General features: G+C 70.8%; 12 protein-coding genes. 6 read left to right on the forward strand and 6 right to left on the reverse strand.

Features of this window, described 5'->3' with window-relative positions; all coding sequences use genetic code 11:
• Window positions 1-540 precede the first annotated feature (540 nt).
• Both ASG95_RS12140 and ASG95_RS22430 read right to left on the reverse strand, forming a co-directional pair.
• Complete coding sequence (locus tag ASG95_RS12140; RefSeq protein ID WP_057377630.1) at window positions 541-1,116, reverse strand: hypothetical protein; 576 nt, start codon at window positions 1,114-1,116, stop codon at window positions 541-543.
• A complete protein-coding gene (locus ASG95_RS22430; protein WP_157582017.1) occupies window positions 1,079-1,603 on the reverse strand; it encodes a pentapeptide repeat-containing protein in 525 nt (174 codons plus the stop codon). Before ASG95_RS22430 ends, ASG95_RS12140 begins: the two co-directional genes overlap by 38 nt.
• 187 nt (window positions 1,604-1,790) lie before the next feature.
• Between ASG95_RS22430 and ASG95_RS12145 the strand changes: the two genes are divergently transcribed.
• The 5 genes from ASG95_RS12145 (at window position 1,791) to ASG95_RS12165 (ending at window position 8,096) form a co-directional block, all read left to right on the forward strand.
• Window positions 1,791-2,372 (forward strand): DinB family protein, encoded by a 582-nt coding sequence (locus ASG95_RS12145; protein ID WP_057377631.1) that lies wholly within the window; start codon window positions 1,791-1,793, stop codon window positions 2,370-2,372.
• Between the two features lie 88 nt (window positions 2,373-2,460).
• Entirely contained in the window at window positions 2,461-3,873 is a 1,413-nt protein-coding gene (locus ASG95_RS12150) for a hypothetical protein (RefSeq protein WP_057377632.1), read from the forward strand.
• The gene (locus tag ASG95_RS12155; protein ID WP_057377633.1) at window positions 3,870-5,891 is read left to right on the forward strand and encodes a VWA domain-containing protein; all 2,022 of its coding nucleotides are present in this window, start codon (window positions 3,870-3,872) and stop codon (window positions 5,889-5,891) included. The genes ASG95_RS12150 and ASG95_RS12155 overlap by 4 nt, the downstream gene beginning before the upstream one ends.
• Before the next feature lie 182 nt (window positions 5,892-6,073).
• On the forward strand, window positions 6,074-7,534 hold the full coding sequence (locus tag ASG95_RS12160; protein WP_057377634.1) for an HNH endonuclease signature motif containing protein: 1,461 nt from the start codon (window positions 6,074-6,076) through the stop codon (window positions 7,532-7,534).
• Window positions 7,535-7,685: 151 nt separating this feature from the next.
• Entirely contained in the window at window positions 7,686-8,096 is a 411-nt protein-coding gene (locus ASG95_RS12165; RefSeq protein ID WP_056920810.1) for a VOC family protein, read from the forward strand.
• Window positions 8,097-8,134: 38 nt separating this feature from the next.
• On the opposite strand, the gene ASG95_RS12170 is transcribed toward ASG95_RS12165, so the two are convergent.
• From ASG95_RS12170 to ASG95_RS12185, 4 genes are all read right to left on the reverse strand, one after another.
• Complete coding sequence (locus ASG95_RS12170; RefSeq protein WP_057377635.1) at window positions 8,135-8,584, reverse strand: DinB family protein; 450 nt, start codon at window positions 8,582-8,584, stop codon at window positions 8,135-8,137.
• A 188-nt stretch (window positions 8,585-8,772) separates the two neighbouring features.
• Window positions 8,773-11,580: an aconitate hydratase AcnA gene (acnA, locus tag ASG95_RS12175; RefSeq protein ID WP_057377636.1), complete on the reverse strand. Its 2,808-nt coding sequence runs from the start codon at window positions 11,578-11,580 to the stop codon at window positions 8,773-8,775.
• A 187-nt stretch (window positions 11,581-11,767) separates the two neighbouring features.
• Window positions 11,768-13,066 carry a class I SAM-dependent RNA methyltransferase gene (locus ASG95_RS12180; RefSeq protein ID WP_082592553.1) on the reverse strand — a complete coding sequence of 433 codons (1,299 nt, stop codon included), beginning with the start codon at window positions 13,064-13,066 and terminating at the stop codon, window positions 11,768-11,770.
• Entirely contained in the window at window positions 13,063-15,069 is a 2,007-nt protein-coding gene (locus tag ASG95_RS12185) for an APC family permease (RefSeq protein ID WP_235543815.1), read from the reverse strand. Before ASG95_RS12185 ends, ASG95_RS12180 begins: the two co-directional genes overlap by 4 nt.
• 79 nt (window positions 15,070-15,148) lie before the next feature.
• Between ASG95_RS12185 and ASG95_RS12190 the strand changes: the two genes are divergently transcribed.
• Window positions 15,149-15,817, forward strand: coding sequence for a TrkA family potassium uptake protein (locus ASG95_RS12190; RefSeq protein ID WP_057377637.1), 669 nt, complete (start codon window positions 15,149-15,151; stop codon window positions 15,815-15,817).
• Window positions 15,818-15,845 lie beyond the last annotated feature (28 nt).

Genomic DNA, 15,845 nt, shown 5'->3' on the forward strand with positions numbered 1-15,845 from the left:
TGACCTGGTTGCCACCGGCCGCCGAGCCTTCACCCGAGGTCGTGTCACCGGCACCGCCAGCCGGACCAGCTGAGCCACCCGAGGGCGCGGTCGTGGTCGAACCCGAGGACGACGAGTCCCCCAGCACCGAGACCGCATTGCCACCGGCCGTGACCGGNCGACCTGGTTGCCACCCGCCGCCGAGTCCTCACCGGAGGTGCTGGCGACCTGGGCCGTCGGCGCCTCAGGCGTCGCTGGTGTGGTGGCCCTGGCCCCGGACGAGTCCGAGTCCCCCACCACCGAGATGGAGCTGCCCGTCACGGCGACAGGGGCGACGACAGAGACTGCCGCCTGGTTGCCACCGAGGGCGCTGTCCGCCCCGGAGGTGCCTTCGTCGGCTGACGCCTGTCCTGCGAAGAACAGGATGCCGCCCCCGACCAGCAGGGCTACTTCGAGCCCTCTGCGCACATATGCATGCATGGTCTTTCCTTCCTGAATCTGCTGTGTCGCCCGTGTCCGGGCATGGCTCTTCTGCGCCGAGATCACGGCGCGAGAGCGGCACTAGTCAGGTTGGGTGCCGGGGTGTGCGGGAAGGCCGCGCGGGACGCGCCAGTCGGCGCTGATACGGCCGAACAGGCTCGGGTTCGGGAGCACGAGACTCACGCTCGCCGTGGCATGGTCGCCGCCACCCTGGGCCGCGCCGCCGGTGGACGACGGCTGGCTCGGCAGGGCCGGCGAGGAGTCGAACGGAGCCCACGGGCCGGAGGGCGCGCCGGGTCGGCTGGGCCCAGCGGGCACCTCGACCTGCACCGGGGGCCCGTGGCGACCGGTTGTGAGCCCGTCCTCGGTCAGGGACGTCTGACGGTCACGCGGATGGGGGCGCCGGAGGTCGGCTCGGGCCATCGACGGGTCACGCTCTGCCGCAACGGCTTCCGTGGCCCCCGGCAGCGGGACCCCCTGGGCAGGCGTCCCGTCGCCGATCGGCAGGGGCACGATCGGCGACGGGACGACCACGGCGGGAAGGGACTGGACCAGGGTCACGACGGTGTCGGTCACGGACCCGAGCGCTTCGCCGGCCATGGGCAGGGAGCCGGCCACCTCACCCACGTCGGTGACCAGCGTCAGACCGGTGTCCACCGTTGACCGTGTCGTGGCGCCCACCAGGTCGAGGACCGGCGCGATCGTGGCGGAAGTCGGTGCTGTGGAAGTCGGCGCCGTGGAAGTCGGCGCTGTGGAAGTCGGTGGTGTTGCAGTCGGTGTTGTGGAAGTCGTTGCGCCAGAATGCTTTTCGTTCGCCGTCTCCGTCTCGTGCGAAGCGTGCGAGGTGGCGGGCTTGGAGGAATTCGCAGGGTGGGCCGCTGACCGCCCGGCCGGTGCGGACGACTTTCCGAGGGCACTGCCCAGCACCGTCTCGAGACCCGTCCGGTCGATGAGCGGGAGGCTGCGAACCCGGTCGGAGCGGGGGTGCGAGGCGGTGGGCCGCTCGGCCGCGGAGGCTTGTCCGGAGGTGAGGACCACCCAGGCCAGACACAACAGGGCGGCACCGATGAACAGCCGAACGAGGCTGCGCACGTGCGTCGTCCCCTGCATGCAGTCGACCCCAAGCTCCCCGGCTCAAGGGCATTAACTTGACTCCAGTGGAACACGGACCAAGCGCAACGGCAAGAGATCAGCCCGACAACGCCGCAGGTCAGCCCCGCCTTCCGCACCCAAACGGGCTCAGCGACCGGCCGTCGGACTCCTCCGAAACCCTCAGTCTTTCGGGGGTAAAGCGGTCAGGAACTGACCGGTTGGACGCCTAGCGTGGAGCCATGACCACCACCGACCAGACCCACACCCCCGCACCCACCTCTGCATCCGCGCCGACAGGGGGTGAACGTGCCGACTTCCTGGAGTCGCTGCGACGCCATCGTGACTTCCTGCGCTTCACCGTCAAGGACATCAGCGACCACCAGGCCCGCCAGCGCACCACTGTCTCGGAGCTCACGCTCGGCGGCCTCATCAAGCACGTCGCCACCACCGAGAAGCAGTGGGCCGACTTCATCGTCGACGGACCCGCACCCCGTCCCGCCATCGACTGGGAGAACGTCGACTGGCAGAACCCCCCGGAACACGTGAAGGCCTTCATGGACTCGCATCGGATGACAGCGGACGAAACGCTGGACGACCTACTCGCACAGTACGACTCGGTCGCCCAAGCCACCGACGCGCTCGTCGCGAGCCTGCCCGACCTCGACGCCTCACACCCGCTCCCTGAGGCTCCGTGGTTCGAGCCGGGGGCGCGGTGGTCGGCTCGCCGGACCCTCCTCCACATCATCGCCGAGACCTCGCAGCACGCTGGTCACGCCGACATCATCCGTGAGTCCCTCGACGGGCAGAAGACCATGGGCTGACCGGGCGAGCGGGCTGGGAGGCGACCGGTGAGTCCGAAGGGCGGTCCCCGGCATACGGATTCGTCACGGGCGGGGTTAGCGTGAGGAGGTGACGCACCCCTCTGCCTCCACCACTGCTCCCCCGCCCGCTCCCTCGACCCTCGGCGAGCTGCGCGCCTCTGGTCACGAGCACCGCACCCTCCGCGAGGAGGTGCGCGGCAACCTCGTCGCCGCACTCGCCGAGGGCCGCGACCCGTGGCCCGGGCTGCACGGCTTCTCCACCACCGTCATCCCCCAGCTCGAGCGAGCCCTCCTCGCCGGCCACGACATCGTCCTGCTCGGCGAGCGGGGGCAGGGCAAGACCCGGCTGCTGCGCAGCCTCGTCGGGCTGCTCGACGAGTGGACCCCGGTGATCGCCGGGTCCGAGCTCGGCGAGCACCCCTACGAGCCGGTCATCCACGCCTCACGGCGACGGGTGGCGGAGCTGGGCGACGACCTCCCGATCGAGTGGCGGCACCGCGACGAGAGGTATGCCGAGAAGCTCGCCACCCCGGACACCTCCGTCGCCGACCTGATCGGCGACGTCGACCCGATGAAGGTCGCCGAGGGGCGCTCGCTCGGCGACCCCGAGACCATCCACTTCGGGCTGATCCCCCGCAGCCACCGCGGCATCGTGGCGATCAACGAGCTGCCCGACCTCGCTGAGCGGATCCAGGTCGCGATGCTCAACGTGATGGAGGAGCGCGACATCCAGATCCGCGGCTACGTCCTGCGGCTCCCCCTGGACGTGTTGGTGGTGGCCAGCGCCAACCCCGAGGACTACACCAACCGGGGCCGGATCATCACTCCCCTGCAGGACCGGTTCGGCGCCGAGATCCGCACCCACTACCCGCGCGAGCTCGAGGACGAGATGGCCGTCATCCGGCAGGAGGCCGCCCTGGTCGCCCAGGTGCCCGACCACCTCGTCGAGGTCCTCGCCCGGTTCACCCGCGCGCTGCGGGAGTCGAGCTCGGTCGACCAGCGCTCCGGCGTCTCGGCGCGGTTCTCCATCGCCGGGGCGGAGACGGTCGCCGCGGCCGCCCTGCACCGCGCCACCCGTCAGGGCGAGCCCGAGGCCGTGGCCAGAGTCGTGGACCTCGACAGTGCTGTGGAGGTGCTTGCCGGCAAGATCGAGTTCGAGACCGGTGAGGAGGGTCGCGAGCAGGAGATCCTGACCCACCTGCTGCGGACCTCCATCGCCGACACCGCTCGACGCCACCTGGCCGGGATCGACCTCGCCCTGCTCGTCGCCGCCCTGGAGGGTGGCGCCACCGTCACCACCGGCGAGCAGGTGGCGGCCACCGACGTGCTGGCCGGGTTGCCGGTGCTCGGCGAGTCCGACCTCTACGACGCCATCGCGGACCGGCTCGATGCGCACAGCGCCGGTGAGCGGGCCGGCGCGGTCGAGCTGGCGCTCGAGGCCCTCTACCTCGCGCGCCGCGTCGACAAGGACTCGGCGGACGGGGAGACGGTCTACGGATGAGCCCCCACCGGTCGCGGTACGCGCGGTACTCAGGCGGCCCTGACCCCCTGGCACCCCCGGTCGACCTGGCCGACGCCCTCGACGCGATCGGCCAGGACGTCATGGCCGGCTACTCCGCCGACCACGCCATGCGCGAGTACCTGCGCCGGGGCAGCCGTGACCAGACCGGCCTGGACGACCTGGCCCGCAGGGTGGCCGAGAAGCGACAGGAGCTGCTGCAACGGCACTCGCTCGACGGCACCTTGCGCGAGGTCCGCGAGCTGCTCGACCGTGCCGTGCTCGAGGAGCGCAAGCAGCTGGCCCGCGACCTCGACGACGACGCCCGGCTGGCCGAGATGCGGATCGAGAGCCTGCCGCCGTCCACCGCGGGGGCCGTCAGCGAGCTGTCCGACTACCCGTGGCGCAGCCCGTCCGCGCGGGCCGACTACGAACGGATCAAGGACCTGCTCGGCCGCGAGGCCCTGGACCAGCGGTTCGCCGGCATGAAGCAGGCCCTCGAGAACGCAACCGACGAGGACCGCGAAGAGGTCCGCCGGATGCTCTCGGACCTCAACGACCTGCTCGCGGCCCATGCGCGGGGCGAGGACACCACCGAGCAGTTCCGCGAGTTCATGGAGCAGCACGGCGACTTCTTCCCGGACGACCCACAGGACGTCGACGAGCTCATCGACAGCCTGGCCCAGCGGGCGGCCGCAGCGCAGCGAATGCTGAACTCGATGACCGCCGAACAGCGGGCCGAGCTGATGCAGCTGTCGGCGCAGGCGTTCGGGTCACCGGCGCTCATGGACCAGCTGGGGCAGCTCGACGCCAACCTGCAGGCGCTGCGTCCCGGTGAGGACTGGGGCGGTTCCGAGGAGTTCGAGGGGTCGCAGGGGCTCGGTCTCGGCGACGGCACCGGGGCCCTGCAACAGCTCGCGTCGCTCGACGAGCTCGCCGAGCAGCTCTCGCAGTCCTATCCCGGCGCGCGGATGGACGACATCGACATCGACGCCCTGGCCAGGCTCGTGGGTGACGACGCCGCGGTCGACGCCAGGACCCTGAGCGAGCTGGAGCGCGCCCTGCGCAACTCGGGCTACCTCAACCGCACCTCGGACGGACAGCTGCGACTGTCCCCCAAGGCGATGCGCCAGCTCGGCAAGGCCCTGCTGCGCGATGTCGCCACCCGGCTGTCCGGACGCCAGGGACAGCGCGACGTGCGGCACGCCGGGGCTGCCGGCGAAGCCAGCGGCGCCACCCGGGAGTGGCAGTTCGGTGACACCGAACCCTGGGACGTCACCCGCACGGTCGCCAACGCCGTGCTGCGGACGGCGGGTGAAGGCGGCCAGCCCGCACGCGGCATACGCCTCGACATCCGCGACGTGGAGGTCACCGAGACCGAGGCGCGCACCCAGGCCTGCGTCGCCCTGCTCGTCGACACGTCGTTCTCGATGGCGATGGACGGACGCTGGGTGCCGATGAAGCGCACCGCCCTGGCCCTGCACCACCTCATCTCCAGCCGGTTCCGTGGCGACGCCCTCCAGCTGATCGGGTTTGGACGGCACGCGGAGGTGATGGACATCGAGCAACTCACTGGTCTCGACGCCCAGTGGGCCAAGGGCACCAACCTGCACCACGCGCTGCTGCTCGCGGCCCGGCACTTCCGCAAGCACCCGAGCGCGCAGCCGGTGCTGCTCGTCGTGACCGACGGCGAGCCGACCGCGCACCTCGAACCCGACGGCCAGGTCTACTTCGACTACCCGCCACACCCCCTCACCGTCGCCTACAGCGTGCGCGAGCTCGACAACGTGGCCCGGCTCGGAGCGCAGGTGACGTTCTTCCGGCTCGGCGAGGACCCGGGGCTGGCCCGGTTCATCGACCAGATGGCGAAGCGGGTGGGTGGCCGCGTCGTGGCGCCGGAGCTGGACGACCTCGGTGCGGCCGTCGTCGGCAGCTACCTCGGGTCGCGCGGCCCGGGCTCCTACCGCGAGCAGTTCGGTGGCTTCTACGGCGGCGGCCGCGGGTTCTGGGTCGACGACTGAGGTATGCCGCGTGGCCGGCTCGTGCGAGTGCCTCGCCTCCACGAGTCGGTAGGAGTCTTGTCGGCGCCGTATCTGCGTCGCCTGTCCACGCCGGCACGATGGTCGAAAAGTTATGCACAGCAACCTGATTCGCCGTCAGACGGTTGGGTTGGACTGTCGGTGCCACGTCCTAGGTTTCACCTATGGCGATCGCACCAGACAACAGCCGGCAGCGGGAGCTTCCTGCCGACCGGCCCGTCCCCGGTGCGGTCGACACGGCTCTCGACACCCTGGCCGGCGCCCAACCCGAGCGCCTTTGGGCTCTGAGCGATGCCGAGGTCACGCAGGCGTTCGCCCTGCTCGGCAGGCTGCGGGGCAGCGTCGACGCACACCTGGTCGGAGTGCTGGCCGAGGCCAAAAGACGCGGCCTGGGCTCTGGTGACGGGTGGGGGCCGGTCGACTGGACCAGGGCGCAGGCGCCGCAGCTGCCGACGCGGACCCTGACCGACCTCGACACCGTCGCCACCGCGGCGGCCGACGCCGCAGCGGGCGACACGCGCCTCGGTGCGGTCGTTGACGCCGTCACCGAGGCGGCCAGCTGCGACAGCGAGCGCGGCGCGGACGGTGCGGACACGGCGGACCATGCGGACGGTGCCTGCCCGGACGAGGACGACACGGCAGCCGTCGAGACGGGTGGGCTGGAGCTCGGGAAAGCGGCCCAGATCGTCCGGTTCCACCGGTCAGTGCGTGGGCTGGCCGACCCCGACCACCTCCTTGAGCTCACCACCATCGCTCTGCGGGCCGCGCGCGGACACAGCGCCCTGTCCGAGCGCGGCCTCGCGACAGCCCTTCGCCATGCCGCGGACCAGCTGCGCCCAGAGCAGGTCGTCGAGCACGACGCCGACATCCGCCGAGCGCACCGCTCGCTGGTCAAGGGCCCCGGTCCTCTCGGGTTGTCCCGCTACACCCTGCTCCTGGACGACGAAGGAGCCGCCATCCTCGACACGGCGGTCGACGCCCTCGCGAAGCCTTCACCCGACGCCGAGACCGGCGAACCCGACCCACGCACCCCGGCGGCCCGCCGCGCCGATGCTGTCCTCGATCTCGTCACGCGCGCCGCCACCGCGCCCGACGGCCTCCCCCGGCAGGCCAAGACCCAGCTCGTCGTCACCACCGACCTGGCCACCCTCACCCGCCAGGTGCGAGGCGCCGGCCGCACCCTCGCCGGCGACCTGCTCACCACCGACACCATCCGCCGCCTCGCCTGCGACGCCGACCTCATCCCCGCCGTCCTCGGCTCACAGGGCGAGATCCTCGACCAAGGCCAGACCATCCGGCTCTTCACCCCGGCCCAGACCCGACATCTCTGGCTGCGCGACAACAGCTGCACCTTCCCCGGCTGCAGCAAACCCCCGCAATGGGCCGACGTCCACCACCTCGTCCACTGGGCTGATGGCGGACCCACCGACCTGACCAACGCCGCCCTGCTCTGCCGCGCCCACCACACCGTCGTCCACCGCCACCGCTATGCCGGCGCGGTGATCAGCACTCGGCACGGTCCGACCGTCCAGTGGGACCTGGTCCCGGGCGGCTATGACGACCGCCTCGAGGCCCTCCGCCGAGCCGGCACCATCCCGCGTTGGCCAGATCCGGACCGACCATGACCACCACGGCGCCCGAGGGGCTCCCAGGACCTGACTGCGACCCACGCCGCGGCTGCGCGCCGACGGATCGGTCAGGAATCGAGAAGCCCGGACCACACCGCGTTCCTAGCATTGGGGCAGCCCATCCCGACCTTCTTCGCAGGAGCGCGCCATGATCACCAGGCTCAACGTCGCCACCGTCTACGTCCTCGACAAGGAGGAGGCGCTCGACTTCTACGTCGGCAAGCTCGGGCTCGAGAAGAGCAACGACGTCAGGCAGGGCGACTACCGCTGGCTCACCGTCCGGGTCCCGGGCGACCCGTCGACCGAGATCTCGCTCGAACAGCCGGGCGCGCCGCTGCACGACGAGGCGACGGCCCAGCAGATCCGCGAGCTCGTCACCAAGGGCGCGCTGGGCGGCCTCGTGTTCATCACCGACGACGCCCGCGCCCTCTACGACGACCTCACGGCGAAAGGCGTCACCGACTTCACCCAGGAGCCCACCGAGCACTTCTACGGCACCGACCTCGGCGTGCGCGACCCGTTCGGCAACCACATCCGGGTCCTCCAGCAGGGCAGCTAGGCCGGGACCGGCCGGCGGCCGGCACCAACCCCGAGGCCTCAGCGACCAGTCCGGCCGTCGATCTGCTCGCGGATGATGTCCGCGTGTCCGAGGTGCCGGGCGGTCTCCTCGATCATGCCGACGAGGACGGACCGGAGGGTGACCGTCCGCCCGTTCAGGTCGACGAGCGAGTCACCGTCACCGGCCGCGGCGACGATCGCGTTGCTGGCGTCGCACGCCGCTCGGTAGTCCGCCCGCAGCCCGCGCAGCGACACGTCGGGGTCCACCACCATGGAGCGGGCGCCCCGGCCCGCCTTGCCTCCCGCGACGACACCCTCGAACCACTTCGACTCGGCGAAGGTCAGGTGCTGCACGAGGCCGGCCAGGTTGGTGCCCGACGCCACGGTGCTCCGCCGGGCGTCCTCCTCACTCAGCCCGGTGAGCTTCTTCAGCACGCCAGCCCGGAGCCCCTCGAGCGCCGCCACGAGGTGCTCCATCTCGGTGGTCATGCGTCGAAGGCTAGCCACCCGCGTCGCCTACGATCGGCCCATGGAGCGCGTGACCGGCATCGGTGGCATTCCGCCGATCCAGCTCTGGGAGCCAGCCGAACCCGAGTCCGACCAGGCGCACGACTGAGGGGTATGCCGCGTGGTGACCACGCGGCATACCCCTCAGCGTTGGTGCGGGGCGGCGGAGCTCAGCTGTTGACGAGCGACCGCAGGACGTACTGCAGGATGCCGCCGTTGCGGTAGTAGTCCGCCTCACCGGGGGTGTCGATGCGGACCACCGCGTCGAACTCGACCGGGTCGGCACCGTCCCGGACCGCGGAGACCTTGACCGTCTTGGGGGTCCGCCCCTCGTTGAGCTCGGTGATGCCCGAGATGGAGATCGTCTCGGTGCCGTCGAGGCCCAGCGAGTCGGCCGACTCACCCGCCGGGTACTGCAGCGGGATCACGCCCATGCCGATGAGGTTGGAGCGGTGGATCCGCTCGTACGACTCGGCGATGACGGCCCGGACGCCCAGCAGCCGGGTGCCCTTGGCCGCCCAGTCGCGCGACGAGCCGGAGCCGTACTCCTTGCCGGACAGGATGACCAGCGGGACACCGGCCTCCTGGTAGGCCGCGGACGCGTCGTAGATGGTCGTCTGCTCGCCGCCCGCCAGGCCGTCACCCTTCAAGAACAGGCGGGTGAAGCCACCCTCGACCCCGTCGAGGAGCAGGTTCTTGAGCCGGATGTTGGCGAACGTGCCGCGGATCATGACCTCGTGGTTGCCGCGACGCGAGCCGTAGGAGTTGAAGTCCTTGCGGTCCACGCCGTGCTCGGCGAGGTACTTGCCCGCCGGGCTGTCGGCCTTGATCGACCCGGCCGGGCTGATGTGGTCGGTCGTGACCGAGTCTCCGAGCTTGGCCAGCACCCGCGCGTCGGCGATGTCGGAGACCGGGGTGGTCTCCATCGTCATGCCGTCGAAGTACGGGGGCTTGCGCACGTAGGTCGAGTCGTCGGCCCAGTCGAAGGTCTTGCCCTCGGGCGTCGGGAGCGACTTCCAGCGCTCGTCGCCGGCGAACACGTCGGCGTAGTCGCTGGTGAACATCTCCTTGTTGATGCTCTCGGCGATGGTCCGCTCGACGTCAGCCGGAGCGGGCCACAGGTCCTTGAGGAAGACGTCCTTGCCGTCGGTGTCCTGGCCGAGCGGCTCGGAGTCGAAGTCGAAGTCCATCGTCCCGGCCAGGGCGTAGGCGATGACCAGCGGCGGCGACGCGAGGTAGTTCATCTTCACGTCGGGGTTGATCCGGCCCTCGAAGTTGCGGTTGCCGGACAGCACGGAGACGACCGCGAGGTCGTTCTCGTTGATCGCCGCGGAGATCTCGTCCGACAGCGGACCGGAGTTGCCGATGCAGGTGGTGCAGCCGTAGCCGACCAGGTGGAACCCGAGCTTCTCGAGGTAGGGCCACATGCCGGCCTTCTCGTAGTAGTCGGAGACGACCTTGGATCCCGGCGCCATCGACGTCTTGACCCAGGGAGCGACGGTGAGGCCGCGGTCGACCGCGTTCTTGGCCAGCATCGCGGCAGCCATCATGACCGACGGGTTGGACGTGTTGGTGCAGCTGGTGATCGAGGCGATCGAGACGATGCCGTGGTCGATCTCGAACGACGCACCCTCGGCCGTGGTGACGGTGACCTTCTTGGACGGACGGTCGGCACCGTCACCCTCGGAGGCCGGCTTGTCGCCGCCGTTGGTGCCGTCGGTGCTCCCCTGCGGCGAGGGGTCGCTCGCCGGGAAGGAGGACGCCACGCCGGCGTCGCCCTCGTGGTGCGCGACGTAGGTCGGCAGCACCTTGCGGAAGGCGTCCTTGGCGTCGGTGAGCGCGATGCGGTCCTGCGGGCGCTTGGGTCCGGCGATGGACGGCACGACGGTCGACAGGTCGAGCTCGAGCCGCTCGGAGTAGCGGGCCTCGGGCTGGTCGGGGCCGGCGTGCAGCCACATCCCCTGCTCCTTGGCGTACGCCTCGACGAGCGCGACGGACTCGTCGCTGCGGCCGGTGAGCCGCAGGTACTCCAGCGTCACGTCGTCGATCGGGAAGATCGCACAGGTGGAGCCGAACTCGGGGCTCATGTTGCCGATCGTGGCGCGGTTGGCCAGCGGCACCGCGGAGACGCCCTCACCGTAGAACTCGACGAACTTGCCGACCACGCCGTGGGCGCGGAGCTGCTCGGTGATGGTGAGCACGACGTCGGTCGCGGTGGCGCCGGCCGGGATCGAGCCCGAGAGCTTGAAGCCGACGACGCGCGGGATGAGCATCGAGACGGGCTGGCCGAGCATGGCCGCCTCGGCCTCGATGCCGCCGACGCCCCAGCCGAGCACGCCGAGGCCGTTGACCATCGTCGTGTGCGAGTCGGTGCCGACGCAGGTGTCGGGGTAGGCCACGCCGTCGCGGACCATCACCGTGCGGGCGAGGTGCTCGATGTTGACCTGGTGGACGATGCCGGTGCCCGGGGGCACGACCTTGAAGTCCTCGAACGCGGTCTGGCCCCAGCGCAGGAACTGGTAGCGCTCACCGTTGCGCTGGTACTCGATCTCGACGTTCTTCTCGAAGGCGTCGGCGCGGCCGAACACGTCGATGATCACGGAGTGGTCGATGACCATCTCGGCCGGGCTGAGCGGGTTGATCTTCGCCGCATCGCCCCCGAGGTCGGCGACCGCCTCGCGCATCGTGGCCAGGTCGACGATGCAGGGCACGCCGGTGAAGTCCTGCATGAGGACCCGCGCCGGCGTGAACTGGATCTCGGTGTCGGGGTCGGCGGTCTCGTCCCACGCGCCCAGCGCGCGGATGTGGTCGGCGGTGATGTTGGCGCCGTCCTCGGTGCGCAGGAGGTTCTCCAGCAACACCTTCAGGCTGTACGGGAGGGTCTCGCTGCCCTCGACCGCGTCGAGCCGGTAGACCTCGTAGGAGTTGTCACCGACCTTCAGCTCACCGTGGGCGTTGAAGCTGTTCGTGCTGGCCACTGCCTGCTCCTTCGATGCTCGGAATCGATGCTCTGGGATGCACCGTCGTGTCGCTCGATGCGGGTGCTCGTGCTCGTTCGATTTATCTTGACGTCAAGATATCACGTTGGTCAGGCCTTGTGCCTGATCCTGCTCCAAGGCCGCGCGCAGCGAAAGTGGGGAGCACCCGCGGCAGCAGCCCCACCGGTCACGTCGTGGTCCTCGTGAACAGCGCGATGCACTCGACGTGGTGGGTCATCGGGAACGCGTCGAAGGCGCGCAGCTCCCCCAGCTCGTAGCCGGCCACGGCCAGGAAGGCCGAGTCCCGGGCCAGCGCCGAGGGGTCGCAGGCGACGTAGGCGATCGCCCGCGGCTCCAGGGCGGCCACCTGCGCAGTGACGTCGCGACCGGCGCCGGTCCGTGGCGGGTCGAGCACCACCAGGTCGGCACGCAGCGGGATCAGGGGGTGGCGACGCAGCTTGCGCTGCCGTTGGGCACGGTTGCGGGTGGGCCCCGACCGGCTGGCCCGCGGCACCCCGAACGCGTCGTCCACGCGGGCGCGGACCACCGCGACCGACGGGTATGCCGCGAGGTTGCCTGCCGCGGACGCGACGGCCCCCGCGTCCGACTCCACCGCGACGACCTTCCCCGACTCGCCCACCCGCTGGGCCAGCGCTGCGGCGAAGAGGCCGACGCCGGCATACAGGTCGAGGGCGGTCTCGCCCGCGCGCGGCTCGAGGAGGCCGGTGACCGTGTCGACGAAGGTTGCGGCCGCGCCGGGGTGCACCTGCCAGAAGCCGCGGGCGGACACCTCGAACCGGCCCGAGAAGGTCTGTCCCACCACGTGTTCGGTGACGGTGGGAGGGTCATTCTCGTCGGTGGGGAGGGCGACCACGACGGCCTCGCCCTCCGACGGTGCCGCCACGTCGACGGCCGACTCGCCGGACCAGTCGTGCGTCAGGACGCCGGTGGCGAGGATGCGCGGATCGGCGATCAAGCAGGTGTCGACGGGCACGATGTCGTGCGAGCGACTCCCCCGCAGCCCGGCCCGACCGGAGTCATCGACCGCGAACTCCACCCGGGTGCGCCAGCCCAGGCCCTCGTGGTCGCCGGGGAGCGGCTCGACCACGACCTCGACGTCCTGCTTGGCCAAGCGGGCGAACTGCTCACGGACGACCGACGTCTTGAGCTCTCGCTGGTAGCTGAGCGTGGCGTGCTGGAAGTCGCACCCACCGCAGAGCCCGGGGGCGGCATACCGGCAGGGCGGGGTGACGCGGTGCGGACTGGCGTCGAGCACCTCCACGCAGTCGGCCCGGACGAACCGCTGGCCCTCGCGGGCCTCGGTGACCTGGGCGTTGACGCGCTCGCCCGGCAGCGCGTGGCGGACGAAGACGACCCGGCCCTCGTGCCGCGCGACGCAGAACCCGCCGTGCGCCACCGCGCCGACGTCGAGGGTCACCACGTCGCCGACGGCGAGCGCAGCTCCAGGGGGCGGGGCGGTGGTCACTGCCCGAGGCGGACGGAGCCCGCCGTGGGGCCGTCGAACCGCTCCTCCTGGCCCTCCGACGAGGCCAGCTGCCACGGCACGCTGGCCACCATCACGCCCGGCGTGAAGAGCAGCCGGCCCTTGAGGCGCAGGGCGCTCTGGTTGTGCAGGACCTGCTCGTACCACTTGCCCAGCACGTACTCCGGGATGTAGACCACCACGACGTCGCGGGGGTGGCCGGAGCGCAGCGACTTGACGTACTCGACGACTGGGCGGGTGATCTCGCGGTAGGGCGAGTCGAGGGCCTTGAGCGGCACGGGGATGTCGCGTCGGTCCCACTCGTCCTGCAGCGCCTTGGTCTCGTCGGGCTCGACGTTGACCGTGATCGCCTCGAGCTTGGACGGGCGGGTGGCCCGCGCGTACGCGAGGGCGCGCAGGGTCGGCTTGTGGATCTTGGACACGAGGACGATCGCGTGCACCCGGCTCGGGAGCATCTGGGCATCCAGGTCGTCGTCGCTGATCCGCAGCTCGGCCCGGACCCGATCGTAGTGCCGGTGGATGCGCACCATGATGAAGAAGATGACGATCATCGCCGCGATGGCGTAGCCGGCCCCGTGGATGAACTTGGTCAGCAGCACCACGACCAGGACCGTGCCGGACATCGTCGCGCCGACGGCGTTGATGATGCGGCTGCGCATCATCCGGCGCCGCACGGCCCCGTCCCGCTCGAGCCGCAGGTGCCGGTTCCAGTGCCGGATCATGCCGGTCTGGCTCAACGTGAACGACACGAAGACGCCCACGATGTAGAGCTGGATCAGCTTGGTGACCTCGGCGTCGTAGATGACGATGAGCAGGGCCGCCGCGCCGGCGAGGATGAGGATGCCGTTGGAGAACGCGAGTCGGTCGCCGCGGGTGTGCAGCTGGCGCGGCAGGTAGCCGTCCTTGGCGAGGATGGAGGCCAGCACCGGGAACCCGTTGAACGCGGTGTTGGCCGCCAGGATGAGGATGAGCCCCGCGACGATCGAGACCAGCACGACCCCGGGGTGGAAGCCGGAGAAGACCGCCTTGGCCACCTGCCCCATGATCGTGTCCTGGACGTAGGTGTCGCCGACCGGCTGGCCGTCGCGGAGCAGCTGGGTGCCCGGGTCCTCGGCGTACTTGATCCCGGTCCACTTGGCCAGGGTCAGCATCGACATGAGCATCGTGATGGCGATGACGCCCATCAGCAGGAGGGTGGTCGCGGCGTTCTTGCTCTTGGGCTTCTGGAAGGCGGGGACGCCGTTGGAGATGGCCTCGACGCCGGTCAGCGCGGCACAGCCCGACGAGAAGGCGCGCAGGAGCAGGAACATCATCGCGAAGCTGCCGAGGGACTCGAAGCCCTTCTCCGGGGCCAGCGTCAGCGCGGCGCTCTCCGCCTGGGGCAGCGACCCGGTGACCTCGCGGACCAGCCCGACGATGCCCATGCCGATGACGCTCGCCATGAAGAGGTAGACCGGCAACGCGAAGGCCTTGCCCGACTCGCGAACCCCGCGCAGGTTCATCGCGGTGAGCAGCGCGACCAGGCCGACGGCGACGATCACCTCGTGGCCGCGGATGAACGGCAGGGCGGCCGCGGCGTTCTGGACACCCGAGGAGATCGACACTGCCACGGTGAGCACGTAGTCGACGAGCAGCGAGGCGGCGACGGTGAGACCGGCCTTGGGCCCGAGGTTGGTGGTCGCGACCTCGTAGTCACCACCGCCGGAGGGGTAGGCATGCACGTTCTGCCGGTACGACGCGACCACGACGAGCATGACGCCGACGACGCACAGCCCGATCTCCCACGAGTGGGTCAGGGCGAGGAAGCCACCCGCCAGGCCGAGCGTCAGGAAGATCTCGTCCGGTGCATAGGCCACCGAGGACAGGGCGTCGCTGGCGAAGATCGGGAGTGCGAGCCGCTTCGGCAGGAGCGTGTCGCCCAGCCGGTCACTACGCATCGCGCGTCCGACGAGCACACGCTTGACGACGCGTGAAGAGTTGGGCACGGCCAACACTCTAGGGCGCGGTATCCACGGCTGCGCGGCGCCCTGCAGCCGTGGGACGGCGCGGTGTAGCGTCGGCGTCGTGCATTTCGTCATCATGGGCTGCGGCCGGGTGGGTTCCTCCCTCGCGCACAGCCTCGAGAGCCAGGGCCACGACGTCGCGATCATCGACCAGGAGGAGTCGGCGTTCCGCCGCCTCGGGTCCACCTTCGAGGGCCGACGGGTGACGGGGGTCGGGTTCGACCGCGACACCCTGCACGAGGCGGGCATCCAGGACGCCTACGCCTTCGCGGCCGTCTCCAGTGGTGACAACTCCAACATCCTCGCGGCCCGGGTGGCGCGCGAGACGTTCGGCGTCGAGCACGTCGTCGCCCGCATCTACGACCCCGGCCGCGCCGAGGTCTACCAGCGGCTCGGCATCCCCACCGTCGCCACGGTGAAGTGGACGGCCGACCAGATGATGCGGCGGCTGCTCCCGCAGGGCCACGTGCCCGAGCTCGTCGACCCGTCGGGCAACGTCGTGATCGCGGAGGTGACCGTCAACCCCGGCTGGGTCGGCCGACGCCTCACCGAGCTCGAGGAGGCCACCGGGGCCCGCGCGGCATACCTGACCCGCCTGGGTGTGGCCACGCTCCCCGCCGCGGACAGCGTCTTCCAGGAGGGTGACCTGCTCCACCTGGCCGCCCTGGCGGCCGAGCTGCCCTCCGTCGAGCGCACGCTCGACGGGCCGCCCGCCGTGACCGACCAATGAGCAGCACGCCCACCGAGCACCACGAACA

The sequence above is a fragment of the Phycicoccus sp. Soil803 genome (assembly GCF_001429685.1).
GTDB lineage: Bacteria > Actinomycetota > Actinomycetes > Actinomycetales > Dermatophilaceae > Pedococcus.